Origin of the sequence: Massilia sp. Root351, from assembly GCF_001425045.1 — a bacterium.
Lineage (GTDB): Bacteria > Pseudomonadota > Gammaproteobacteria > Burkholderiales > Burkholderiaceae_D > Rugamonas.
On record NZ_LMDJ01000012.1, the window covers coordinates 770813 to 794029 of the forward strand.

At 67.0% G+C, this 23217-nt stretch carries 23 protein-coding genes; 4 read left to right on the top strand and 19 right to left on the bottom strand.

Annotated elements, in window-relative coordinates:
* The first annotated feature begins 1 nt into the window (after position 1).
* The 3 genes from ASD15_RS16440 to ASD15_RS16450 are packed head-to-tail and all read left to right on the top strand — an operon-like array spanning position 2 to position 5644.
* A complete protein-coding gene (locus ASD15_RS16440) occupies positions 2-799 on the top strand; it encodes a DUF2145 domain-containing protein (protein WP_057156003.1) in 798 nt (265 codons plus the stop codon).
* A gap of 34 nt (positions 800-833) precedes the next feature.
* Complete coding sequence (locus ASD15_RS16445) at positions 834-4166, top strand: DUF2339 domain-containing protein (RefSeq protein WP_229418213.1); 3333 nt, start codon at positions 834-836, stop codon at positions 4164-4166.
* On the top strand, positions 4163-5644 hold the full coding sequence (locus tag ASD15_RS16450) for a DUF3999 family protein (RefSeq protein WP_057156005.1): 1482 nt from the start codon (positions 4163-4165) through the stop codon (positions 5642-5644). The genes ASD15_RS16445 and ASD15_RS16450 overlap by 4 nt, the downstream gene beginning before the upstream one ends.
* Here ASD15_RS16450 and ASD15_RS16455 read toward each other — a convergent pair.
* Together ASD15_RS16455 and ASD15_RS16460 are read right to left on the bottom strand one after the other, a co-directional pair.
* The gene (locus tag ASD15_RS16455) at positions 5641-6927 is read right to left on the bottom strand and encodes a sensor histidine kinase (protein ID WP_057156006.1); all 1287 of its coding nucleotides are present in this window, start codon (positions 6925-6927) and stop codon (positions 5641-5643) included. The genes ASD15_RS16450 and ASD15_RS16455 overlap by 4 nt on opposite strands.
* Positions 6927-7568, bottom strand: a complete 642-nt coding sequence (locus ASD15_RS16460; protein ID WP_057156007.1) for a response regulator transcription factor — start codon at positions 7566-7568, stop codon at positions 6927-6929. Before ASD15_RS16460 ends, ASD15_RS16455 begins: the two co-directional genes overlap by 1 nt.
* A 148-nt stretch (positions 7569-7716) precedes the next feature.
* On the opposite strand from ASD15_RS16460, the gene ASD15_RS33210 reads away from it, so the two are divergent.
* Positions 7717-8352, top strand: coding sequence for an energy transducer TonB (locus tag ASD15_RS33210; protein WP_057156008.1), 636 nt, complete (start codon positions 7717-7719; stop codon positions 8350-8352).
* Here the strand turns inward: ASD15_RS33210 and ASD15_RS31775 are convergent.
* The 17 genes from ASD15_RS31775 to ASD15_RS16550 are packed head-to-tail and all read right to left on the bottom strand — an operon-like array spanning position 8304 to position 23216.
* Positions 8304-8921: a 4'-phosphopantetheinyl transferase superfamily protein gene (locus ASD15_RS31775; protein WP_162249906.1), complete on the bottom strand. Its 618-nt coding sequence runs from the start codon at positions 8919-8921 to the stop codon at positions 8304-8306. The two genes, ASD15_RS33210 and ASD15_RS31775, sit on opposite strands and share 49 nt — an antisense overlap.
* Before the next feature lie 36 nt (positions 8922-8957).
* Entirely contained in the window at positions 8958-9485 is a 528-nt protein-coding gene (locus ASD15_RS16475) for an Sbal_3080 family lipoprotein (protein ID WP_082551874.1), read from the bottom strand.
* Positions 9486-9497: 12 nt separating this feature from the next.
* Positions 9498-9947, bottom strand: a complete 450-nt coding sequence (locus tag ASD15_RS16480) for a hypothetical protein (RefSeq protein WP_057156010.1) — start codon at positions 9945-9947, stop codon at positions 9498-9500.
* Between the two features lie 31 nt (positions 9948-9978).
* Positions 9979-10707, bottom strand: a complete 729-nt coding sequence (locus ASD15_RS16485; protein WP_057156011.1) for a class I SAM-dependent methyltransferase — start codon at positions 10705-10707, stop codon at positions 9979-9981.
* A gap of 3 nt (positions 10708-10710) precedes the next feature.
* Positions 10711-11307 (bottom strand): hypothetical protein, encoded by a 597-nt coding sequence (locus tag ASD15_RS16490; RefSeq protein WP_057156012.1) that lies wholly within the window; start codon positions 11305-11307, stop codon positions 10711-10713.
* Positions 11308-11325: 18 nt separating this feature from the next.
* Complete coding sequence (locus tag ASD15_RS16495) at positions 11326-12558, bottom strand: beta-ketoacyl-ACP synthase (protein ID WP_057156013.1); 1233 nt, start codon at positions 12556-12558, stop codon at positions 11326-11328.
* Complete coding sequence (gene fabG / locus ASD15_RS16500) at positions 12555-13280, bottom strand: 3-oxoacyl-ACP reductase FabG (protein ID WP_057156014.1); 726 nt, start codon at positions 13278-13280, stop codon at positions 12555-12557. The genes ASD15_RS16495 and fabG overlap by 4 nt, the downstream gene beginning before the upstream one ends.
* Complete coding sequence (locus tag ASD15_RS16505) at positions 13273-13752, bottom strand: hotdog family protein (RefSeq protein ID WP_057156015.1); 480 nt, start codon at positions 13750-13752, stop codon at positions 13273-13275. Before ASD15_RS16505 ends, fabG begins: the two co-directional genes overlap by 8 nt.
* On the bottom strand, positions 13749-14933 hold the full coding sequence (locus ASD15_RS16510) for a beta-ketoacyl-ACP synthase (RefSeq protein ID WP_057156016.1): 1185 nt from the start codon (positions 14931-14933) through the stop codon (positions 13749-13751). Before ASD15_RS16510 ends, ASD15_RS16505 begins: the two co-directional genes overlap by 4 nt.
* Entirely contained in the window at positions 14930-15502 is a 573-nt protein-coding gene (locus ASD15_RS16515) for a DUF3261 domain-containing protein (RefSeq protein ID WP_057156017.1), read from the bottom strand. The genes ASD15_RS16510 and ASD15_RS16515 overlap by 4 nt, the downstream gene beginning before the upstream one ends.
* Positions 15486-17855 (bottom strand): MMPL family transporter, encoded by a 2370-nt coding sequence (locus tag ASD15_RS16520; RefSeq protein ID WP_373888180.1) that lies wholly within the window; start codon positions 17853-17855, stop codon positions 15486-15488. The genes ASD15_RS16515 and ASD15_RS16520 overlap by 17 nt, the downstream gene beginning before the upstream one ends.
* A 14-nt stretch (positions 17856-17869) precedes the next feature.
* The gene (locus ASD15_RS16525) at positions 17870-18472 is read right to left on the bottom strand and encodes an outer membrane lipoprotein carrier protein LolA (RefSeq protein ID WP_057156018.1); all 603 of its coding nucleotides are present in this window, start codon (positions 18470-18472) and stop codon (positions 17870-17872) included.
* Positions 18469-18903, bottom strand: coding sequence for a thioesterase family protein (locus tag ASD15_RS16530; protein ID WP_057156019.1), 435 nt, complete (start codon positions 18901-18903; stop codon positions 18469-18471). The genes ASD15_RS16525 and ASD15_RS16530 overlap by 4 nt, the downstream gene beginning before the upstream one ends.
* Positions 18896-20452, bottom strand: coding sequence for a histidine ammonia-lyase (hutH, locus tag ASD15_RS16535; RefSeq protein ID WP_057156020.1), 1557 nt, complete (start codon positions 20450-20452; stop codon positions 18896-18898). Before hutH ends, ASD15_RS16530 begins: the two co-directional genes overlap by 8 nt.
* Positions 20439-21383 (bottom strand): acyltransferase, encoded by a 945-nt coding sequence (locus tag ASD15_RS16540; RefSeq protein ID WP_057156021.1) that lies wholly within the window; start codon positions 21381-21383, stop codon positions 20439-20441. Before ASD15_RS16540 ends, hutH begins: the two co-directional genes overlap by 14 nt.
* Positions 21380-22135 carry a glycosyltransferase family 2 protein gene (locus tag ASD15_RS16545; RefSeq protein ID WP_229418214.1) on the bottom strand — a complete coding sequence of 252 codons (756 nt, stop codon included), beginning with the start codon at positions 22133-22135 and terminating at the stop codon, positions 21380-21382. Before ASD15_RS16545 ends, ASD15_RS16540 begins: the two co-directional genes overlap by 4 nt.
* Positions 22128-23216 carry a cyclopropane-fatty-acyl-phospholipid synthase family protein gene (locus ASD15_RS16550; protein WP_057156023.1) on the bottom strand — a complete coding sequence of 363 codons (1089 nt, stop codon included), beginning with the start codon at positions 23214-23216 and terminating at the stop codon, positions 22128-22130. The genes ASD15_RS16545 and ASD15_RS16550 overlap by 8 nt, the downstream gene beginning before the upstream one ends.
* Between the last annotated feature and the right edge of the window lies 1 nt (position 23217).

Sequence of the window (23217 nt, forward strand, 5' to 3'; positions counted from 1 at the left end):
CATGCGCCGCACGACCCTCGCCTGCATCGCCGCCGCGCTGGCCGCCCTGGCTTTGCAGCCTTGCGCCGCGCAAGCCGGCAACAGCTGCGAAGACAAGCCGCTCGAACTGCAGTCTGTCGTCAAAGGCATGGACCTGGCGCTGCGCACCAGCCGCGCGCTGGACGAAAGCGGCGCGCAGATCGCCTTCCTGTCGCGGGCCGGGCAGGACTTGAGCAAGTACCGCCTGCGCTACTCGCACATGGCGCTGGTGTGGCGCGACCAGGAACGCGGCCGCTGGCTGGTGGTGCACGAACTGAATGACTGCGGCAGCGCGACCTCCGGCCTGTTCAACGAAGGCCTCGGTAACTTCTTCCTGGACGACATGTTCCTGTACGAGGCGCAGTTGGTGATCCCGAGCCCGGAGATACAGGCCCGGCTGGCGCGCGTGCTGTCGACCAGCACGCCGCGCCGCCTGCACCACAGCAACTACAACATGCTGTCCTACGCCTATTCGACGCGCTACCAGAACTCCAACCAGTGGGTGCTGGAGAGTTATGCCGCCGCCAGCGCCGAACCGGGCCAGGTGGAGACCCGCGCCGAAGCGCAAGCGTGGCTGAAGCAGGCCGGCTACCGCCCCATCACCGTCGAGATCCCGGCCATGACGCGGCTCGGCGCGCGCATGTTCCGCGCCAACGTGGCGTTCGACGATCACCCGCACGAGCGCCGCATGGCGGGCCAGATCGACACCGTGACCGTCGACTCGGTGGTGCGCTTCATCAAGACGCAGGACAAGGACGCGCGTACGCTCACGATACGCTGACAACATACCGGCAGAGGTCATCATGGAATGGATCATGGTTGGATTAGTCGCGGCAGCGGTGTACTGGATCGGGATGCCGATCTATTGCATCGCCGCCGCGCGTCGCGCCAGCCGGCAGGCTGCCGGCAACGAAAGCGATGTGCAGCAACTGCGCCATCTGGTTGGGGAGTTGCGGGCGCAAGTGCGCGATCTGCTCGCCGAGCACACGCAGCCCGCCCCCCCGCCGGCACCGGAGGCCGCCGCGCCCCAGCAGGCCGCAGCGCCGGCGCAGGCGCCGATGCCGCCGCCGGTTCCGGCCCGGTCCCCGGCCCCAGTCGTATCGCTCCCGTTCCCGCCATCAACTCCGGTGCCGCCTGCCGCGACGGCAGTTCCCGCCTCGCCTGCCCTGCCGGGCGCCGCTGACACGTACGCGCCTCCGGGTGCTGCGGCCGGCGCCTCCCCTCCCGCCACGCCTGCGCCGATGGACCCGGCAGCCAGCACGCCATCCGCCAGATCGGCGTCCCGGGCAGCCCCGGCAGCGACTGCAGCGACTGCAGCAACAGGAACAGCCGCACCGGCAGCACCAGCGGCGCCAGCCTGGCTGGTGGCGGCGCGCGACTGGCTATTTGGCGGCAATGTCGTCGCCAAGCTCGGCCTGCTGATCCTGTTCATGGGCGTGAGCTTCCTGCTCAAATACGCCGCCGCCAATTTCAACACCCCTATCGAACTGCGCCTGAGCGGCGTGGTGCTGGCCGACCTGGCCCTGCTGGCCTGGGGCTGGCGCATCCGCGATAGCCGCCCCGGCATCAGCCTGCCCGTGCAAGGCACCGCGATCGCCGTCCTGATCCTCACCACTTTCGCTGCCTTCCGCGTCTATCACCTGCTGCCCGCCACGCTGGCTTTCGCCCTGCTGACCGTCTTGGTCGCCTTTGCCTGCGTGCTGGCGGTGCTGCAGAACGCCGTCTGGCTGGCCGTATTCGGCATCATCGGTGGCTTCGCGGCGCCGGTGCTGGTCTCCACCGGCAGCGGTAACCACATCGCCCTGTTCAGCTACTGCGCCATCCTCAACGCCGGCATCCTCTATATCGCCACCAAAAAATCCTGGCGCGCCCTCAATGTGCTCGGCTTCGCCTGCACCTTCGTGCTTGGCACTTCGTGGGGCGTGCTGCGCTATACGCCGCACCACTACCTGTCCGCGCAGCTGTTCCTTGGCCTGTTCCTGCTGATGTACATCGCCATCGCGGTGTTCTACGCACAACGGCAAGCGCCCAAGCTGGCGCATTACGTGGATGGCACCCTGGTGTTCGGCACGCCGCTGGCCGCCATCGGCCTGCAGCACGGCCTGGTGCAGCACATGGAATTCGGTATGGCCTGGTCCGCCCTGGCCATAGGCCTGCTCTACGCCGGACTGGCCTTGGCGCTGTGGCGCCGCCTGGGCGCCACGAGCCGGCTGCTGTGCGAATCCTTCCTCGCGCTCGGCGTCGTGTTCGGCACGCTGGCGCTGCCCTTCGCGCTGGACGGCCGCTGGACCGCCGCCGCCTGGGCGCTGGAAGGCGCCGGCGTGGTATGGGTTGGCTTGCGCCAGCAGCGCAAGCTGGCCTGGACCTTTGGCTTGCTGGTGCAGGGCGCCGCCTGGATCGGCTTCCTCGGCGACATCATCAGCCTCGACGCCGCCGTGCTGGCTAACGCCAACATCTGGCTCGGCTTCCTGATCCTGGCCGCCGGCACCTTCATCGTCGCGGTGCAATTCCGCGGCGCCGGCCAGGCCGTGCCTGCCGCCGTGCGCGATCCGCTCGCCACGCTGCTGCTGGCGATAGCCGCCGCGTGGCTGCTGGCCGGCACCTGGTACGAAGTGGTCAGCCGCAGCAGCGGCGCCACCCAGCTCAACCTGCTCACCGCCAGCGCGCTGGTGGTGGCAGCCTTACTCGGCGTGATCGCTGCCCGCATGCGCTGGCGCATCGCCGGCGGCTACACGGTGGCCGTGCAACTGCTGGCCGCCGGCGTCTTCCTGTACCGCACGCGCTGGGACTGGCTGGACAGCCGGGTCGCCCTGCTCGACGGTCCCTTCCTGAGCGCCCTCATGCTGGGCGCCGGCCTGTGGCTCTCCAGCCTGTTCTTCCACCGCCACGCCGTCCGCAGCGCCGACGAAAAAGAGCGCACCTCGCTCGCCCTCACATCGGAGGCGCTGCTGCCCGGCGCGGGACTGGCCTGGTACGTCATGGCGCTGGCGCCGCTGGCCGCCTGCCTGGCGGACCAGTACGGCCTGCGCCCCGGCTTCCAAGGCGTGCACGACCTGCCCGCCATGCTCTCGTTCTACGCCATCGGCGCCAGCCTGCTGGCCTTGCTGGCCCAGCATCTGGCGTGCCGTATGGACTGGCGCGGCCTGCGCAAGCTGGCCATGCCGGTATGGCTGGTGCAAGCCGGCATCAGCGGCGCCATGCTGCTGATGATGCATTTCACCGGACACACACCCGGCGCGCTGGCCTGGTGCGCTTATGCCGCCGCCTGGACCGCCTCCGAGTACACGCTGCGGACGTGGACCCGTATGGCGTGGCCGCTGCCGCACGCCGCCCTGGTAGCGGTGCATCTGCTGCGCATTGCCGCGCCGTGGCTCATGATCTGGCCGGTGCTGAACCACGCCATCGCCGGCTGGCTGCTGGCGGGCGGCACAGCGGAGCAAATTCGCATGCTGCTGGACGGCTGGGAAGTCAGCGGAGGCTGGGCGCGCTACCTGCCGGCATGGGCCATGATGGCGGCCACCGCCGTCCTGCTGCGGTGCCGGGCGGACGAATGGCCGCTCAATCCGCTGGCAGCCTGGCACCAGCGCTTCCTGCTGCCCGTTGCCGCCGTGTGGACGCTGTTGCTGGCAGCGCGCTGGAACTTGCTGTACAGCGGCGCCATGGCCCCGCTACCCTACCTGCCACTGCTCAATCCGCTGGACCTGACCACCGGCTTCGCGCTGCTGCTGGCCGCAGCCGCCTTCCGCCGGCACCGCTTTGCCCCGCAGCGCAAAGGGGCCGCCGCCGGCGCCGGCTACGTGTGGTTCAATCTGATGCTGCTGCGCTCCGTGTCGAACTACATGGATGTGCCCTACCAGTTCAACGCGCTGATGGCCTCACAGTTCGTGCAGGCGCTGCTTTCGCTGGTGTGGACCGTCAGCGCCATGGTGCTCATGCGGATGGCTGCGCGGCGCGGCATGCGCACGCTGTGGGGCATAGGCGCGGCACTGCTCGCGGTGGTGGTGCTCAAGCTGTTCGCGGTGGACCTGTCCAATGCCGGCGGCATCGAGCGCATCGTGTCGTTCATCGGTGCCGGCTTGCTGATGGTGGCCATCGGATACGTCGCCCCGCTGCCCCCTGCCGCCCCGCGTGCGGAAGTGGCGCAATGAGCGCGCTGCTGCGCCGCGCCGCTGCCGCGGCATTGCTGCTGGCAGGCGCCTGCCATGCAGCCGCGCCTGCGGACAGCGCCGCCGGCTATAGCCACACCATCCCGCTCAACGTGCAAAAGGACAGCGGCCTGGCTGCGCTGCGCCTGCCGCAGCAGGTCTACCTTGCTTCCCGCTCACGCTCGCTCGACGATCTGCGCGTGTTCGACCGCGACGGCGCCAGCGTCCCGTTCGCGCTGCTGGCGCCTCCGGCGCCAACGCACACGACAGTGGCGGATCTGCCGGTACGCGTCTTCCCGCTGCGGTCCGTCCAAAGCGGCGATGACGGTGCGGCAGGTAGGCGGCTGGATATCCGGACCGACGGCAGCGGGCGCCTGCTGTCGGTCGCCAGCAGCCCGGCGTTTCCGGCGGCGGCGCGCCAGGAATCGCTGTCCCGGCTGATACTGGAAGTCGATGCGGCAAAAGATGCACAAGGCCAGCCGCCCCCGGTGTCCGCGCTGCGCTTCGAACTTCCGCCTGGCACGCGCAGCTACAGCGCGCAGCTGTGGCTGGAAACCAGTAGCGACTTGCAGCGCTGGGAACCCGCCGGCGCCGCCGAACTGAGCTGGCTATCGAACGCGGACGCGCAAACGCTGTCGAACAGCCGCATGGCCATCCAGCCTGCACGGTTCCGCTACGCGCGCCTCAGCTGGCGCAGCGGGACGCCGCTGGTGTTTGCGCGCATCGTCGCCGAAACCGAAAGCACGGCCGACGCCGGCCCGCCCATGGACACGTTGACGCTGCAACCCACGGTGGCAAAAAACGGCACCGACCTGGTCTACCGCAGCGGCATTGCCATCCCGGCAGAGCGCATCGGCATGCAGTTCGAGGCCGCCAACGCCGTCTTCCCTGTCACCCTGGGCCGCTACGAATCGGCGCCGCGCCGTCACCGCAGGCGCCAGCCAGAGTTGTTCTTTGTCCCAGTGCTGAACACCACGTTCTACCGTATCACCCAGGAAGGCATGGAACGCAAATCCGGCGACGCGGCCATCGCCGCAACCCACACCGACACCTGGGTGGCGAAAACCGAACAAGGCGCGACGGCGCGGCCCGCGCTGCGCATTTCCTGGACACCATCCACGCTGCTGCTGCTCGCCAACGGCAAGGGCCCCTACCAGCTGGCCTACGGCCGCGACGGGGCCGAAAGCTCTGCGCTGCTGCCGTCCCAGATCGCACCCGGCTTCAGCGCCGACGAACTGCGCGCCCTGCCGCAGGCGCACGCCGCACTTACCGTCGCGCCAGCCGGCCATGGCGCGCCGGCGCCGTCCATTGCGGCAGGACTGCCGGGCCAGCAAGAACGGCAGGAATCGGCCGCGACGGTCCAGCGCACCGCCATCCTCTGGTCCGTGCTGCTGGCAGGCCTCGCCCTGCTGGCCTACTTCGTCCGCACGCTGCTGCGCCAGATGAACGGCAGCGAGCAAGGCCGCGAAAAACAGAACTAGCGCGACGCCAGCGGCAGGCGAATGGTGATGGCGGTGCCTTCATGGCCAGTAGCGATGGCAAGGCTGCCGCCAAAAGCATCGGCGCGCTCGCGCATGCCGATGATGCCGATGCCGGCCGACGCCAGGGCCGGATCGTATCCTTTGCCGTTGTCGGCAACCTCGATCAGCAGCGCGCTGTCCTGCGGCGCTGCCGCACGCCGCAGCGCAACCGTCACGCGCGTGGCCTTGGCATGCTTGACCACGTTGGACAAGGCTTCCTGCACGGTGCGGTAGGCCGAAATAGCGACCGCGCCGTCCAGCCCGGAGAAATCTCCTTCGGCGTGGAACTCGAAACGGCAGCCGGCGCCGGCGCGGTCGTAATGCCGCACCATTTCCTCGATCGCGCCCTGCAGGCCGAGCATGTCCAGCACTTCCGGGCGCAAGCGCCGCACCAGCGCACGGCCGCTGTTGTACAAGCCGAGCGCCAGCTGGATTACGCCTTGCGCGCGGGCGGCGATTTCCTGCGCCTCGGCCCCTTGTTCCAGCTTGCGCGCCAGGTCCACCACGCGCTGCGACTCCAGGCGCACCGCGATCAGCGTAGCATTCAGCTCGTCGTGAATCTCCAGCGCGATGCTCTTGCGCTCCTCCTCCACCGCGCCGTTCACCTTGCGTATCAGGCGGCGCTTCTCGGCGTCGGCCTCGCGCAGCGCGCGGATGGAAGCGTTCAGCGAATGGTTGAATTGCTTCGCCAGTTGCCATGCCAGCAGCACGCAGACCAGCAAGCCCAGGCTGGCCACCAGCAGCGCGAAGTAGAAGCGGCCGGTCTGCTTGCGCAGCATGGCGGTCGGCGACATCGTCACCCGCACATGGCCCACGGTCTCCACTGTCATTCCTTCAGGGCCCGCGGTGCGGGTCTGCATATTCATCCAGATCAGGCGCCGCAGTATGGGCGCCTCGTAGTAGGCGGGCTCCGGCTGGCCTCCGCTGCGGCTCACGATATGCAGCAGGGGCCGGCGCGCCTTGTCGAACAGTTCCACCTTGTAGATGCCGCTGTCCGACTGCACCATGCGGCTGACGCTGGCCCTGAGTTCATCCAGCTTGCCGGCAGTGACGCTGTATTCGCTGCTGTCGGCCAGCACCTTGGCCAGCAGCGGGCCGCGCTCGGCCAGTTCCTCGCGCACCGCGGTCAAGCGCGACTGCCACGCGTACACGACAAAGGTGATGAACATGTACGCGGCCGGCAAAATGATGATGGACAGCAGCCGCGTGCGCACGCTCCAGCCCCGCCATGGCGCCAGCGCCATCAGGGCTCAATCAGCCCGTGCTTGACGGCCAGCCGCGTGATCAGCGCTGGACGGTGCACGCCCAGCTTCTCCTTGACCGCCTGGCTGATATTGCTGATGGTCTTGGTTGACACGTCCAGCTTCTCGGCGATTTCGGCATTGGTCCAGCCCTCGGCCATCAACGTGAAGATTTCCAGCGCGCGCTCGTCCAGCTGCGACTGCGGCGACTGCTCGCCCTGCACCGACAGCTGCGCCAGGCGCTCGGCGATCTGCGGCGGGAAGTACAGCCCGCCCTCGTGCGCGCGCCGCACCGCAGCCGCCAGGTCGGCCGGGTCGCAGTCCTTGGTCAGGAAGGCGCGGCCGCCCAGGCGGTAGGTTTCCTTGATCAGGCTGTCCTGGTCGAACTGGCTTAGAAAGACTATCTTCGCGGCGGGCGCCTGCGCCAGCACCTGCTTGGCCACGTCCAGCCCGGTGAGCTCCTCGCCGAAACGGATGTCGAGCACCAGCACGTCCGGTTGCAAGGCGCCAAATTGCGCGATGGCGTCAGCCGGCGTACGCGCCTGCCCCGCCACTTCCATGCCATGGCTTTCCAGCGACATGGCGAATCCCGTCATCACGATCGGATGGTCATCCGCCAGCAACACCCTTATTTTCCGTTCCATCTACCACCCCATCGCAAATTAACTTCCATTGAAAGGAAGCATATCACACGATGCATTTCCACAGAAATTGCTTTTCAAGTTCTATTTGATGGAATAATATTCTTCCACAACCTAGCAATTCAAGGTTCCACACGAACTCGGAGCGCACATGAAAAACGAAAAAAACCTCACCGGCATCACGGTCGTCGCAGTCCTGCACGTTGCGCTGGCCGTTCTGGTCATGAGCAGTTCCAGGATCACCATATTCCATGTGCCGGAGACGACGGTGGACCTGGTCAAGGAACTGAAAGAGCCGCCGCGCAAAGTGGAGTACACCGACCTCCCTCTGGAAGCGCCACGCCAGCCGGACATTTACGTACCGCCGGTGCCGGACAACGTCCCGCAGCAGCAGCCATCCAATGTGACGGCCAGGCCGCTGACCGACAGGGTGCAGCCGTCCGTTCCAGGCCCGGTGGCGGCGGCAGACAGCGGCGGCGACCGGGTCGTCCCCGCCAAGGGTCCGGTGCACGTGGCCGCCGTGGTGGATGCGGCCAACTGCGCCAAGCCGGACTACCCCAAGAACGCGCTGCGCAATGGTGACGCCGGCGCCGTGACGCTGGCCCTGCTGATCGGCACCGACGGCCGTGTGGCCGATTCGAAGATAGAAAAATCCAGCGGCTTCCGCGACCTGGACCGCGCCGCGCAAGTGGGCCTGGGCCTGTGCAGGTTCAAGCCCGGCACCATCGACGGTGTGCCTCAGCAGTCCTGGACGCGCATGCAGTACGTGTGGAACCTGGACGAGTGAATCGGCTGTGCTGCGCACAGCGCGATGGCCAAGCTGGGGTGCGGCAAGGGGTGATAATAGGATGGCGTCATCCCTAGCTTGAACTCCGCTTCGCGGCGGCTCCACAAGGAATAAAATGCATAAGGACGTTCACTCTCAGGCAAAGCCGCGATGGCCTTGGCTTCGTGTTCGCAGAACACATGCGCCGCCAGAGCGCCAAAATCGCGCCCGGCACGCATGATCTCAATATCGATGCCGACTGGCGTAACACTACTAACGGCACAGCCAATCCAGCGGCCACTATGCGACAGACTGAAATATGGCGTCTGAGCCAAACCGGCTATGTGCACGACAGGCGCATGACCATGCCTCTCGACCACCGAAATGGCGTGCGGATGAATACCTGCATCCCTAAAGGCGCGGCGCAACAGCACGCGGCCAGCCAAAAACTGCGTTCGGCGCACCTCCCGTTTGAAACTGTGAAAACGGTGGAGTTCGCTCTCTCCCAATTGTGCAAGCCAGGCAGCGACGAGCGCCGCGTCCAAGTCGGCGCTATCCAGCAACCACACTGATGCGGAGGGATTCTCCAATGCGTGCGCCTCTTGCATTAATCGGGCCGACAGTACTCAGCTACCGGCGCCGCCAGGGAACAATTGATTAACGAGCTCAACTATCTTCTTGTCGGCATCGATCCATTTCCCCGTGTTCATTCCGGCTTGCTTGGCATCGTATTTGGCTTCCCCAATAGCTTTTCCGTTCCTGTAGACCTTAATCTCCGCATACGACATGTACAAGGCAAGATCCCAACGCCATGTCGCCGCATAGGTCGATGTTACCGGGCAATCCGTAATAGAAGCCGAGGCCGGCATGCGGCGAACCAGGTATCCCTTGTTTTCCAGCGCACGCTTGTAGCTTTCGACAAATCCTTGGCGAACTCTGGTGTCCTCAATCAGGCAGACTTGCTTCTCCGCGAATATCTCGACGGGCGTCACGTTCTGATGGATAGCACAGCCGGTTAAAGACAAGGTGCAGGCGGCGAGTACGGCTATCTTTTTCATAAATTTATTTCGGTAAAGTGATATGCGTCCGCGTCTGTCATGCGGCTGGAAGCCGGAAAGCTCGCCGCGGGCAATGGACTCTGCCTGGGCTTGCATCCGGCCATCGTATTACTGCTCGACCTTGACGAACTCGCCTTTCAGGGCAACACCGGACATGATGGCGCCGTCATGGCATTCGAATTCGGTTTCGCTGGACATGGGAACATTGCCGTAGTTGCTCACGATGTTCACTACCGCATTGGCGCCCACAGCCAGGGCGCGCTTCTGCAGCTGCAGCATGGCCGACAGGAAGGCCCAGTTGCAGGAACGCTCCGGCGTTTTACCAAAACTATTGGTCTTCTGGCTGGTTTGGTCAATGACCAGGCGCTCCAGGATCTTGGGCGTGGCCTGATTGCCAAAGTAGAACTTCACGGAGTCGCCGAGGCGGCCGCGCGCGTTGTTGTCCGCCATGGCACTCTCGATACGCATCATCAGCTTGGTGTCGCGTGCGAACGCCGGTACGGTGGACAAGAACGAGGTGCCCAGTGCGGCGGCGATCAAACAGGTTTTCATTTTCATAGTGGACTCCAAAAATTGATAACGGCCGGCTTCAAGCTGCCGGCTTACACGCGACCAGGTTGATCAGCGTTTCCTCGCGCACGGCGGGCGGTTTGATACGAAATACCGTTTCCATCATGCCCAAATCCTCGCGGCTCCACCACAGGAACGGATAAGACACCGCGCTGTCGGGCACTGAAAACCCCGCTGCGCGCACCATGTCCAGGTATTCCGGCGCAGTCTTTTGCACATCCATCGGATGGCGAAACAGCAGGCGGATAATCCAGGAATGGATGTAGCGCCGGGTCGATTCGGCAAATAACAGCATCCCGCCCGGCTTCAGAACACGGAAGAATTCTGCGATCGCGCGTTCCTGGTCGATTAGGTGATGGAAGGTCTGGTGGCAGAACAGCAAGTCCACCGAATTGTCTTCCAACCTGATGTTGGAGCTGGAACAGCAAATGAACTCAGCCGGTATGTTCAGCTGCGCCACTTCGGCTGCCGATGCCTGCAGCATCTCCGGGTCGATATCCATGCCGATCAGCCGCTCCGGCGCGAAGCGCTGGTGCAGCTTGCCCAGCGAGCGGCCGAAGCCGCACCCCACGTCTGCCACCACCGGGAAGCTGCGCGCCTCGCCCTGCATCAGGCGCTGCAAGTCCTCCAACGCGCGTTCCAGCACATGGACAGTCCAGGTATTGGTGCGCAAGAACCATTTGCCAAAGGCCGTTTCCGGCACGTGCGGATCGGCCGGCGGCTGCAACAAGTCAAGGTTGGAGCTCATGGCTTACGGCTTCGGGTTGAGGGCAACGTTCGCGTCCTCGGCACCGGTCGGGCCGCCTTTGGCGGTCTCGTAGTTAGCGATGACGTAGCCGCTGGCCAGGTTGGCTACGCGGGTCAGCATCATGTTGTCATGCACGCCCATGGTAAAGCCGGCCCCCATGGCTGCGGCGCGCTGGAAGAATTCCGGCGAAGCCACCACCTGGCCTTGGCCGTCGCGGATATTCAGGCGCATCAGCACACCGGAACTGCCGGCCAATGGCCCCAGCAGCACGCGCTTGGCGCCGTGCTTGAACGACAGCTGTTCCACCACGGGCTCGATCACCAGCGCGCGGCCATTGGCGGGACGGGCATTCCATTCGGCCAGGCGCGGCGTCAAATCCTTCTGCAGGTTCTCATTGATCTTGGCCAGCCCGCTGACGTCACCACGATAGCCATCCTTGAACACGACCGGGCGCAGCTCGATCCGGGCATACTGCTTGAATTCGGCGGCTGGCGCCGGATTGTCGGTCGAGGATGCCTTGATGCGCGTGGCGCAGCCTTGCAAGGCTGCCAGCGTCAGAATGGCTGCGCACAGCAAGGCGGTGTTGATACTTTTCTTCATGTAGTTCCTTTTCAGGGGTCAGGTGGAATGGCGTTTGAAAATCAGTGAGGTATTGATGCCGCCGAAGGCGAAATTGTTGGACATGACATACTCGCAATCCAAATGCCGGCCTTGGCCGGCGATATAGTCCAATGGGGCGCATGCTGGATCGACCTGTTCCAGGCTGATGGTGGGCGCGAACCAGCCCTCGCGCATCATCTGGATGCTGATCCATGCTTCCAGCGCGCCGCACGCGCCCAGCGTGTGGCCCATATAGCTCTTCAGGGAACTGATAGGCACGCCGCCGCCGAACACCGCCATCGTAGCCTGCGACTCGGCCACGTCGCCTTGCGCGGTAGCCGTGCCGTGGGCGTTGATGTAGCCGATGTCGGCCGGCTGCAGCCTCGCATCGGCCAGCGCCAGCTGCATCGCCTTTTGCATGGTGACGGCATTCGGCTGCGTGACGTGGCAGCCGTCGCTATTGGTGCCGAAGCCGACCAGCTCCGCGTGGATTGCCGCGCCGCGCGCCTGCGCGTGCTCCATGTCCTCCAGGATCAGGCAGCCCGCCCCCTCGCCGATCACCAGGCCGTCGCGCCCGAAGTCGAACGGACGCGGCGTGCTGGCCGGCGCATCGTTGCGCGTGCTGGTGGCAAACAGCGTGTCGAACACCGCCGCCTCGGTGGCGCACAACTCCTCGGCGCCGCCAGCGATCATCGCCAGCTGCTTGCCGCTGCGGATCGCCTCGCAGGCGTAGCCGATGCCCTGGCTGCCGGAAGTGCAGGCACTGGATGTGGTGATGACGCGGCCGGTGACGCCGAAAAACACGCCGATGTTGACCGGCGCCGTGTGCGCCATCATCTTGATATAGGTGGTGGCGTTGATGCCGCGCGTACTGCGTTCCTCCATCATGCGGCCGAAATCGCCGATGGCGCTGGGCGTGCCAGCCGATGAGCCGAAAGAGACCCCCATGTCGCCGCTGCGCAGCAGATCCGACTCGAGCAGGCCGGCGTCTTCCAGCGCCAGTTCGGTGGCGCGCGTGGCCATCAGCGCCACGCGGCCCATGCTGCGCATGCTCTTGCGGTTGAAGCGCCCGCTCAGCTCGAACGCGGCGGCGGGCGCGCCCAGCTGCGTGTTCAGCCCTTCGTAGTCGGCCCATTCGCCCATGCGCACGATGGCGTTGCGGTACTCGCCTAGGCGGCTGCGGATGCTGGCCCAGTCGTTGCCGATCGGGCTGATGCCGGCCATGCCGGTTACTGCCACCCGGCGGCTCATGCCAGGCCTCCGTTGACCGAAATCACCTGGCGCGTAATGTAGCCGGCTTCCTCGCCGACCAGGAAGCTGACCGCCGCCGCCACTTCATCGACCGTGCCGACGCGGCGCGCCGGGATCATCTTCAGCACTTCGTCCATCGGCAGGTCTTGCGTCATGTCGGTATCGATCAGACCCGGCGCCACGCAATTGACGGTGATGGCGCGCTTGGCTAGTTCCAGCGCCAGCGCCTTGGTGGCGCCGATGATGCCGGCCTTGGCCGCGCTGTAGTTGACCTGGCCGCGGTTGCCCACCAGGCCGGACACGGAGGCGAGCGTCACGATGCGCCCCGGCTTGCGGCGCTGAACCAGCGGCATCACCAGCGGATTGAGCACGTTGTAGAAGCCGTCCAGATTGGTCTGCAGCACAATGTCCCAGTCCTCGCCCGACATGGCCGGGAAGGCGTTGTCGCGCGCCACGCCCGCGTTGCACACCACGCCGTAGTAGCAGCCGTGCTGCGCGATGTCCGCTTCCAGCGCCGCTGCGGTGGCCGCGCGGTCGCCGATGTCGAACTGCAGCACGCGCGCCGCGCGGCCCATGCCGGCGATGTCACCCGCCACGGCGTCGGCCTCGGCGCGCTGGCTGCGGCAATGCACCACCACGTCGAAACCGTCGCGCGCCAGGCGCAGCGCAATGGCCTTGCCGATGCCGCGCGACGATCCCGTCACCAATACACTCTTATTCATTTTTAGTCTTCTCCTGCAGAAATTCATTTACGTCGTCTGGCTGAAACACGGTCAGCGTGCCGCTGGCCAATGGCGCCGGCTCGGCACCACAGTCGCCGCCGGCGCGCACGATGCGGCATTCGAATGCCGCCAGGCCGTTCTCGCCGCGCAGCACCTGCTGCACGTACACGTGCAACACGTCGCCGCAGGCAAATTGCGGCTGCGTAGTGCTGTAGCGGCGCGAGCCAAGCAGGAAGCCGGGTTTGACGGCCTGGCCCTTTTGTTGCGCCAGCCAGCCCGCGTGCGCCGCCACCGCCTGCGCCATGTACTCGACGCCGACCCAGCTGCCCACACCGCCGTCGGTGCAGAACATGCTGCCCGGGTGGATGCGCACTTCCGCGCGCAGCGTCTCGGCCGTCACGTCCAGTACGCGGTCCAGCAGCAGCATCGCGCCTGCGTGCGGCACCAGACTGCCGATAGCGGGCGGCGTCATGCCTGACTCCCGAGCACCAGCGCGGCATTGGAGCCGCCGAACGCGAAAGAATTGCTCAGCACGCGGCGCAGCGGACGGCCCAGTTGCGCGCCCGGCGCCGCCACGTTCAAGGCCGGCAATTCCGGATCGGCCGCGCCATCCCACAGCTGCGGCGGCAGGCTGCCGCGCGGATTTTCGTCCTGCATCAGCAGCCAGCACAGGGCCGCCTCCACCGCAGCTGCGGCGCCCAGCGTGTGGCCGGTAAAAGGCTTGCTCGAGCTGACAGGCACCGCAGGGCCGAACAGACCGGCCACCACCTTCGCTTCCATCGCATCGTTCTGGCGCGTGGCGGTGCCGTGCAGGTTGATGTAGTCGATCTCGGAAGGGGCCAGCCGGGCGCGCCGCAAAGCCTGTTCTATCGCCAGCCGAGCGCCGCTGCCGGCCGGGTCGGGGGCCGAGATATGGTGGCCGTCCGACGACTCCCCCCAGCCCAGCAGCGCCACGGCGGCCGGCTCGCGCGACATCAGGAACAGCGCCGCGCCCTCGCCGATGTTGATGCCGTTGCGGTTCGCGCTCAGCGGATTGCAGCGCGCCGCGCTGACCGATTCCAGCGCCGAAAAACCGGCCACCGTGAAGCCGCACAGGCTGTCCACACCGCCCGTCACCACCGCGTCGCACAAGTCCATGGCGATCAGGCGCGCGGCGCTGGCCATGGCCTTGGCGCTCGACGAGCAGGCGCTAGAATGTACATAGGCCGGTCCGCCCGCGCCCAGTTCGGCCGCCAGCACTTCGGCTGGGGATCCCATTTCCTGCTGGCCGTAGTGGAAACCCTCGGGCAAAGCGCCCCCGTGCTCCCGCGCGCGCAACGCGGCTTCCGTTTCAGCGATGCCCGAGGTGCTGGTGCCCAGCACCACGCCGACCCGGTGCGCGCCGTAGCGCGCAATGGCGGCATCGGCGGCGCAGCGGATCTGAGCCAGCGCCGCCAACGCAAGCTGATTGTTGCGGCTGCGCAGCCGCAATGGCAGGTGCGCCACCGGCGGCAGCTGCGCCGCGTCGACGCATCCCAGCGGCAGCACACGGCCCGGCGAATAGCGCTCGGTCGGCAACACGCCGCTGGCGGCGTCCAAGAGGGCGGCGCGCACTTGTTCGCCGCCGCTGCCCAAGGCGCAAACGATGCCGCAGGCGTTCAGGTAAAACGTCATGGCTGGCCCTCCCCGCCGTCGAACTGTATTGTCAGGCGATAGCGGTAGCGCAGGTTTTCCAGCTGTACCGTGCCGCTCCAGCGCGGCATGCCGCTGTAGCTGATCACCATGATGGGCACGCCGTCCAGCGACAATGTGCGGCGCAGGCCCTCATCCGCGATGCGCCAGCCGGCCGGCAACGCGGCGCGGATCGCCTCGGCGGGCCACAGCGTCAGCTGCACGTCTTCCAGCACATCCTCGGCGCGCACCTGCGACGGCAGCATCACGTGGCGCCACGTGCGCAAATCCTTGCCGTCGTAGCTGAGTGACAGCACACGCTGGCCCAGGGCCAGTCCCACCAGCTCGATGCGGGCCGCGTCCGCTTCCAGCGCCACGTCCAGGTCGTCGCTGCGGCCATTGCGCTCCACGCGCAGATGCTGCTGCACCGCGATCGATGCGCCCAGCGCGGCCGGCGCCAGTTTCAGGCCCAGGCGCGCGGCCGGCGGCGGCGCGGTGGCGCAGCCGGCCATCGTCAGCAGGCCCGCCAACAAAGCCGCCAGCAAGGCGGCGCGCTTAAACTGCTGCAGCATCTGGTTCTTCCTTTTTAGTTGCGAAACAGGGCACCAGCAGCCACACCAGCGCGGTCCCGATCAGCATGGTCAGCCCGAAGGCCTGCAGCGCCGGCGTTTTGCTCAGGCCCAGCAAGCCGAATGAGAGTATGGTGTTGGCGGCCGACAGACCCACCGCCAGCCAGGGCGTGGCGTCGCGCCGGTCCGGCTGCTCCTGCATGAAGATGCCGTAGTCGACGCCGACGCCCAGCAGCAGCATCAAGGCCAGCACATGGAACAGCTGCAAGCTGTGGCCCAGGTAGCCCACCGCCGCCAGCGTTGCGAGGCTGGCCAGCGCGGTCGGCGCCAGCACGCGCCAGGCGCGGCCGCGGTAGCGCGGCAGCAGCAACGCGAACACCACCGCGTAAGCCGCCAGCACCACCCAGCCCATGTACACCCGGTAGCGCCCCAGCACGCTGGAGATTTCGCCCACCTTGTCCACCCATTGCACACCCGGCAAGCCATCGGCCGCCCGGCGCAGCGCGGGCAGGCCGGCATAGTCCATACCGCGCAGCGCCACGATGCTGGCCACCACGCCCTCGGTGCTGCCCAGCCACAAGTGGCGCCACGGTTCGCTGGACGGCGCCGCCAGGAAGGCCGGCAGCGTGAGCGGCTGCGCGGCGGCCTGCTGCAGCGCCACCGTGGCGGAAACCCAGTCCGCATCCTCGTCCACTTGCGCCGCCACGCCGCGCAAAGGACCGTCGGCGGCAAGCAGCTTCTGTTGCAGCAGCGCGCGGCGGCTGTCCTGGGTGCGCAGCGACGGGACCCAGTTCGACACCGCCTGCCAGCCGCCTATCACACCTTGCGCCGCCAGCGGCGCAAGGCGCTGCTTGAGCGCTTCCTCGCGCTGCAGCACTTCCTCCTCGCTGACGCCGCGCACCAGGTAGTACTGCACCGGCGTCGGCGCATCGAGCAGCTTGCCGAGGCGGAGCTGATCGGCCACCAGCTGCTTGGGCGAATTCTGCAGCAGGCGGATATCGTCGTTCGGATGCAGGCGCAGCACGCCGGGCAGCGCCACCGCCGCGAACAGCGCCGCCAGCGCCGCAGTGCTCCAGCCCGGGCGCAGCACGGGCCAGCGTTGCAGCAGGGCGCCATAGCCGCGCGCCAGCGCGCCCGGCTTCAGCGCGCCGCCGGCCAGCAGCAGCGGGAACCAGCACACCACTGTCAGCCAGGCGAACACCAGGCCCAGCGCCGAGAATACCGCCATCGCTCGCAGGCCGGGGAATGGCGTAAAACCCAGTCCCATGTAGCCGATCACCGCCGCCAGCAGGGTCAGAATCAAGCCCGGCATCAGGCGCTTGAGCAGCGCGCGCGAACTGAGCGCCGGATCGGCCGCCATGCGGTTGAACAGGAAATAAATGCCGTAATCCTGCGCCACGCCGATCAGGCTGGCTCCGAACACCAGGGTCAGCAGGTGCACGCGGCCGAACAGCAGCCAGCACACCGAGAAGGCGCCCAGGCAGCCGACCGCGATCGACAGCAGGATCAATACGATGGGGCGCAGCGAGTGGAAGGTCAGCCAGGTGAGCAGCACGATGCCTGCCAGCGAGCCGAGGCCGATGGTCGACATTTCGCCGTGCGCCTGGCCGCTGGCGGCGGCCGCGTGCAGGATGACGCCGGCCGGGATCAGGTCGACGCCCGGCGCGGCCTGGCGCGCGGCGGCGGCGGCCTGCTCCAGCAGCGGCAGCACGGTGTCCTGCGCGGTGATGGAAAAGGCGGGCACGGTCAAGGTCATCGGCAGCAGCACATACTGGCGCGGGTTGCGGCCGTCCCGGTCCGCGACGAAAAGGTAGCCGTCGCGCGGACGCACCGGGGTTTCCTGCGCGCGCTCCTGCACCCAGCCCGCGAACAGGCCGAAGGGATCGTCCTGCCAGCTGCCCAGCTTCGGGCCGCCGAAGGCGTTGTACATGCGGCCCAGCGCGGCCTGTTCCCAGAACGCGGTCGGCTCGCTGCGCAGCTGCCGCTCCTGCTCCGCCGTCAGCAAGGCCAGGCGGTGGCGCTGGAACAGCGCCAGCCAGTCGTCCTGCGTCTTGTCGTTGACGGCGGTGGCGGCGAACATGCCGGGCCGGCTGGCCAGCACGCCGCGGTAGGCGTCGGCCGCGCGCCTGGCGTCGCCCCACTCCTCCGCCCCCACCAGCACCACCAGGCGCTGCTGGGCCGAGTCCACCATATGGGCGAACGATTGCTGCAGCACCGGGTCGCGCTCCTGCACCGGCAGCAGCGCCAGGATGTCGGTGTCCGGCGTGATGCGCTGGCCCAGCCACAGCCAGGCGTTATGGCCCAGCAGCAGGCCGACCGCCAGCAGCCACAGCAGCGCCAGCCGCTTGCCGCGCATGAGCATATCCAGCTTCAAAACAGCGCCGCCTCATCCGGCGCCATCGCCGCCGGGCCGGCCTGCATGGCCGAGAACACGATGGTGGTCTTGTCGCCGCTGGCTTCCTGCATCACGATGCTCTTCACGTACGCGCCGCCTTCCAGGCTGATGGCGCCGATGGCCTTGGCCAGCGCCGGCTCGCGCGCTTTCAGCGCCACCTGCCAGCCCGCCGCATCGGCCGTGCCGTCCACTTCGAACAGTTGGTCCAGCTGCGCCAGGTCGCCGCCCAGGAGCGAGAACATGACACCGTTAATCATGCGCACCACCGGTTCGTTCTTCGCTTCCAGCCGCATTGCCACGCGCTCACCCTGCAGATGAACGATCTCGTCGCGCGTCAGGCGCAAGGTGTTGGGGAACGGCTTCAGCGTGCGCCACAGCACCCCCTTGCCCGCCACCACGCAGAAACGGCCGTTCGACGCCAACGGCTTCTTCAGGCCCGCCAGCTGCTTGGTCTGGTCGAAGCGGCCGCACAGCACATCCGGCTTGGCCAGCATGGCCTGGATCTTCGCCACAGGTGCGGCGGCGCACGCCGCGGCGCAAGCGGCCAGCAGGGCCGCAGCGGTCACAATTTTTTTCATGTCGGTTCGATTCCCAGTTTGTCGAACAGCACCTGCGGCGACACAAAACACATCTCGCCGCTGGCGATATCCACCGCCACCTGCATGGTGCTGGCGCGGTTCAGGCGCTTGCCGGTGGCGGCATCGCTGATCACATAGTCGATTTTCAGGCGGCTCTCCCACTCGACGATATCGGCGCGCAGCTTGAGCACCTGGCCGAAGGTGGCCGGCGCGGCGTAGCGCAGATGCATGTCGATGATAGGCCAGGCGTAGCCGGACTCCTTCATCTGCGTGTAGTTGTAACCTATTTTGTCCAGCAGCTCGCAGCGCACCATTTCCAGATACTTGACGTAGCGGCCGTGCCAGACGATCTGCATCGGGTCCAGGTCGAAGAACTGGACCTTGGTTTCAATCTCCGCGAACCAGCGGCTTTCCCTGGCCTGCCTACGCATACAGCTCCCATGCCTGGCTGCGGATCCGTTCCAGCAGCACGCGCAGCTCCGGGTCCAGGCGGCGGTCCTCCACCACGGCGGCGATGTCCTGGGACAGCAATTCCTGCATGCGCGCCAGCGCGGCGTGCGGCACGGCTTCAGGATAGTCGCGGCAGCGCAGCCACACGCCCTGGCGCACGGTGACCAGCAGCGCGGCCGCCACCTGCTCCGTCAGCTCCAGCACGCGCAGGCAGTCGCGCGCGGCGATGGTGCCCATGCTGACCTTGTCCTGGTTGTGGCATTCGGTGGAACGCGAGAACACTGAAGCCGGCATGGTCAGCTTGAGCGCCTCGGCGGTCCAGGCGGACGCGCTGATCTGCAGCGCCTTCAGGCCATGGTTGATCGCCGCGCGGGCGCCGGTTGCGCCGACCAGATTGGCCGGCAGGCCGTGGTTGTAGCGGCTGTCCACCAGCAGCGCCATCTGGCGGTCCAGCAGGTCGGCCAGGTTGGCGACGGTATTCTTCATGCCGTCCATGGCGAAGGCGATGTGGCCGCCGTAGAAATGGCCGCCGTGCAGCACCCGTTCGCCCACCGGGTCGATCAGCGGATTGTCGTTGGCGCTGTTGAGTTCATTTTCAATCAGGCTGCGGAACAGCGGCAGCGTGTCCGCCAGCACGCCGATCACGTGCGGCGCGCAGCGGATCGAATAGCGGTCCTGCAGGCGCTTGCCGTTACGCTCCCACTGGTCGGTCGGGAGATCCTGGCGCAGCCAGGCTGCCACCTGCTGCATGCCGGGATGCGGCTTGACGGAGAACAGCACCTCATCGAAGTGATGCGCATTGCCATCCAGCGCGAAAGAGGCCATGGCGGTGATGCGGGTGGTCAACCGCGCCAGGTACTCCGCGCGCCCGTAGGCGATGCAGGCCAACGCTGTCATGACGGCCGTGCCGTTCATGATGGCCAGGCCTTCCTTCGGGCGCAGCCGCAGCGGCGTGATACCCGCCTCGCGCAAAGCCTGTTCGGCCGGCACCTGCTCGCCGTTGCGCCACACTTCGCGTTCGCCGCACAGCACGGCCGCCAGGTAGGAAAGCGGCGTGAGATCGCCGCTGGCGCCGACCGAGCCTTCCGATGGGATCAACGGCAGCAGGCCTGCATCCAGCAGGCGCACGATCTGGTCCAGCAGCTCGACGCTGACGCCGGAAAAGCCCTTGGCCAGCGAAGCCAGGCGCGCAGCCAGGATGGCGCGCGTCTGCGCCGGCGAGAAGTTCTCGCCCAGGCCGCAGCCGTGGTAAGTGTACAAGTGGTGCGGCAACTCGGCGACCAGCTCGGCCGGAACGGTGGTGGTGCAGGAATCGCCGTAGCCGGTCGTCACGCCGTAAACGGTGCCGTCCTCGCGCAGCAGCTGGTCGAGGAAGTCGGCGCCGCGTGAAATGGCGGCGCGGAAGGCCGGATCGTCCGACAGGACCGCGTTGGCCCTGCCCTGCGCGATGTCCACGATGTCTTCTATCGTCAGCCGCGATTGGTCGAAGCGCACGTCGCGGCGCGTATTTTTAAGGTCAGCCAGGTGCATCGGAGGTATCCTGTTTTGGTAGATGCCAGAAGTCGTAGAAGTTAAACCACTGCAGCGGGGCCTGCACGCAGTAGTGCTGCAGGCGTCCGGCGTAGTCCGCCGCCAGCGCCGCCAGCGCCGCGTCGCGCGCCTCCCGGGGCAGGTGCAGCGTCTCGCGGAACAATTCGAAATGCAGTTCGGCGCCGCCGCCGGGACGCTGCAAGGAAAACAGCAGGTAAACCGGGCAGCGCAGCGCGCTGGCCAGCACATAGGGGCCGATCGGGAACGCGGCCGGCGCGCCCAGGAAGTCCGCCAGCGCCACGCGCGGCCGGCGCGAGACCGGCACCCGGTCACCGGCGATCACCACCAGCTCGCCGCGTCCCACGCGCTCCGCCAGCAGCATGGCGGTGGCCGCCGTCAGCTCAGTCACCTGCATCAGGTTCAGCTCGCTGTCCGGGTTCAGGCGGGCCAGCATGCGGTTGAAGGCCTGCGCGTGGCGCGTGTGCACCAGCACCGTCAGCTTCACATCCGGGCGCCGGCGCGACAGCACGCGGCACAGCTCCAGGTTGCCGAAGTGGGAACAGATCAGCAGCCCGCCCCGGCCCGCCGCCAGCATGCGGTTGAAGCCGTCCACGCCATGCAGGGTCACGCTGTCCACGTCATACTGGCCGCCCCACAGCAGCATCTTGTCGAGAATGCTGTCGGCGAAGGCGGCGAAATGGCGCAGCACGCCCAGGCGCGGCACGGGCGCGTAGGCGTCCACGCGCGCCAGGTAGGCCGTCGAAACGCGCCGCGCGCGCCCGCTGGTGAGCAGATACCAGCACAGCACCGGGTACAGCAGCACCCGGAACGGCCAGCGTCCCAGCACGCGGAAAATCCAGAACAGCAGGCGCATGCCGGCCACGAAGCTCACTTCGTTGATGGCGGCCCAGTGGCGCGGCGCGGCACTCATGCGCGGCTTCCCGTCCGGCCCAGTTTGCGCGCCAGCAGGCGCGGCGAGCGCAGCAGCATGCCGCAGAACAGCGTCGCATGCAGGCGCGAGATCAGCGCGTTGTCCAGCCACAGGCGAAAGTGCGACACGCCGTCGGACGGATAACCGACCCGGGTCGGCAGATTGACCATATCGACGCCGTCCCAGTGCAGCCGCACCAGGATCTCGATGTCGAAGTTCATGCGGCGGCCCAGCGCGCGGCGCTCGATCAGCGCCAGCACCGGCGCCAGCGGGTAGACCCGGAAGCCGCACATGGAATCCCTGATCTGCAGCGACAGCGTGTTAATCCAGACCCAGATGTGGGTGGCGTAGCGCCCATACAGGCGCCCTTTCGGCACCGACTCGTCGTACACCGGGCAGCCCACCACCAGCGCATGCGGCCGGGCGCGCGCCTTCGCCAGGAAGGCCGGCACGTCGTCCAGATTGTGCTGGCCATCCGCATCCACCTGCAGCGCATGGCTGTAGCCCAGTTCCGCGGCCTTGCGGAAACCGCTCATGACGGCGCCGCCCTTGCCCTGGTTGAGCGCGTGCGGCACCAGCACCACCTGTTGCGGATGCAGCGCCGCCAGCCGTCGCAGTTCGGCCGCGCAGCCGGGGCCGCTGCCGTCGTCGACCAGGATGCAGCGCAGCCCGTGCGGCAGCAGACCGGCCAGCACCGCGCCTATCGCGTGCTCGTGGTTGTAGACCGGGACGATGAAGCAGGCATCAAACACCGGCGCCCCCTGCGCGCGCAAAGCGCAGCAGCGAATGGCAGTAGCCGATGCCGTCGCGGGCGGTCAGCAGGCGCAGGCCGGCCGCTTCGGCCAGGCGCACATAGTCTGCACTCTGGTAGATCTTGCTGTTGCCGCTGGCCATGGCGGTGAAGTACGGCGAGGTGTTGATCAGGCAGTAGGACGCGATGTCGTACTGCTGACGGTCCCAGAAAGTGTCCATGATCAGGACCTGGCCGTCCGGCGCCAGCGCTGCCGCCGCGCGTTGCAGTATGCTGGCAATGGCAGGCTCGCTGAAGCAGCTCAGGAACTGGCTCATCCAGATCAGGTCCATGGCCGGCGGCAGCGGGACGGCGGCGTCCAGCATGTCCACCGCGTGCAGCTGCGCGCGCTCGCGCACGCCGGCCGCCAGCAGGTTCTGTTCCGCCATCGCCAGTTGGCGCGGCAGGTCCACCAGATGCAGTTGCACGTCGGCGCTGTACTCCAGCGCGGCCAGGCTGAACTTGCCGGTGTTGGCGCCGATATCCATCACGCGGCGCGGGCCGGTGGCAAACACGTCGGGCAGGATCTCCGGGAACGAGGTGTCCGAATAGTGGTGGTCGAAGGCGAACCAGCTGCTCTTGGCCGGCTCTTCCAGGTGCGACAGCCCCTGGTACAGCGTGGGCCAGTCGCCCAGTTTCTTCAAGCCATGCGGCTGCTCGCCGTCCAGCGATTTCTCCAGGTCGTGCAGCCCCAGGTAGCAAACGTCATGGTTGAAGTCCAGATTGACCTGGGTGATCTTGTCGGTCAGGACGCAAAACCCCACCTTGTCGAGCACATAGCGCCCGCCGCGCAGCTGCACCGCGCCAGCCGACAGGCAGGACTCCAGCACCACCTTCAGCACGTACTCGCTCCACTTGCCGCTCGCCGCCATCTCCTCGACGCTCAGGCCGGTCGAGCAGGCGTCGGCCAGGGCCTGCAGCATGCCGCGCTTCCATGCATAGCGCACGCACTGGAACACCACCGGACCGAAGGCGATCTTCTGCGCTTCGTAGCGGGCTGCGAACGCGCTCTGGCGCACGGGAGAGAATGATTTATCTTGCATC

Excerpts from the sequence above, each read along its gene's own strand:
- ASD15_RS16525 (WP_057156018.1), bottom strand. The coding sequence starts at position 18,472 with ATGAAAAAAATTGTGACCGCTGCGGCCCTGCTGGCCGCTTGCGCCGCG.
- ASD15_RS16530 (WP_057156019.1), bottom strand. The coding sequence starts at position 18,903 with ATGCGTAGGCAGGCCAGGGAAAGCCGCTGGTTCGCGGAGATTGAAACC.
- ASD15_RS16495 (WP_057156013.1), bottom strand. The coding sequence starts at position 12,558 with ATGAGCCGCCGGGTGGCAGTAACCGGCATGGCCGGCATCAGCCCGATC.
- ASD15_RS16510 (WP_057156016.1), bottom strand. The coding sequence starts at position 14,933 with ATGACGTTTTACCTGAACGCCTGCGGCATCGTTTGCGCCTTGGGCAGC.
- ASD15_RS16490 (WP_057156012.1), bottom strand. The coding sequence starts at position 11,307 with ATGAAGAAAAGTATCAACACCGCCTTGCTGTGCGCAGCCATTCTGACG.
- ASD15_RS16485 (WP_057156011.1), bottom strand. The coding sequence starts at position 10,707 with ATGAGCTCCAACCTTGACTTGTTGCAGCCGCCGGCCGATCCGCACGTG.
- ASD15_RS16540 (WP_057156021.1), bottom strand. The coding sequence starts at position 21,383 with ATGAGTGCCGCGCCGCGCCACTGGGCCGCCATCAACGAAGTGAGCTTC.
- ASD15_RS16440 (WP_057156003.1), top strand. The coding sequence starts at position 2 with ATGCGCCGCACGACCCTCGCCTGCATCGCCGCCGCGCTGGCCGCCCTG.
- fabG (WP_057156014.1), bottom strand. The coding sequence starts at position 13,280 with ATGAATAAGAGTGTATTGGTGACGGGATCGTCGCGCGGCATCGGCAAG.
- ASD15_RS16515 (WP_057156017.1), bottom strand. The coding sequence starts at position 15,502 with ATGCTGCAGCAGTTTAAGCGCGCCGCCTTGCTGGCGGCTTTGTTGGCG.
- ASD15_RS16450 (WP_057156005.1), top strand. The coding sequence starts at position 4,163 with ATGAGCGCGCTGCTGCGCCGCGCCGCTGCCGCGGCATTGCTGCTGGCA.
- ASD15_RS16550 (WP_057156023.1), bottom strand. The coding sequence starts at position 23,216 with ATGCAAGATAAATCATTCTCTCCCGTGCGCCAGAGCGCGTTCGCAGCC.
- ASD15_RS16455 (WP_057156006.1), bottom strand. The coding sequence starts at position 6,927 with ATGGCGCTGGCGCCATGGCGGGGCTGGAGCGTGCGCACGCGGCTGCTG.
- ASD15_RS16460 (WP_057156007.1), bottom strand. The coding sequence starts at position 7,568 with ATGGAACGGAAAATAAGGGTGTTGCTGGCGGATGACCATCCGATCGTG.
- ASD15_RS16505 (WP_057156015.1), bottom strand. The coding sequence starts at position 13,752 with ATGACGCCGCCCGCTATCGGCAGTCTGGTGCCGCACGCAGGCGCGATG.
- hutH (WP_057156020.1), bottom strand. The coding sequence starts at position 20,452 with ATGCACCTGGCTGACCTTAAAAATACGCGCCGCGACGTGCGCTTCGAC.
- ASD15_RS16520 (WP_373888180.1), bottom strand. The coding sequence starts at position 17,855 with ATGCGCGGCAAGCGGCTGGCGCTGCTGTGGCTGCTGGCGGTCGGCCTG.
- ASD15_RS16475 (WP_082551874.1), bottom strand. The coding sequence starts at position 9,485 with ATGCAAGCCCAGGCAGAGTCCATTGCCCGCGGCGAGCTTTCCGGCTTC.
- ASD15_RS16480 (WP_057156010.1), bottom strand. The coding sequence starts at position 9,947 with ATGAAAATGAAAACCTGTTTGATCGCCGCCGCACTGGGCACCTCGTTC.
- ASD15_RS16445 (WP_229418213.1), top strand. The coding sequence starts at position 834 with ATGGTTGGATTAGTCGCGGCAGCGGTGTACTGGATCGGGATGCCGATC.
- ASD15_RS33210 (WP_057156008.1), top strand. The coding sequence starts at position 7,717 with ATGAAAAACGAAAAAAACCTCACCGGCATCACGGTCGTCGCAGTCCTG.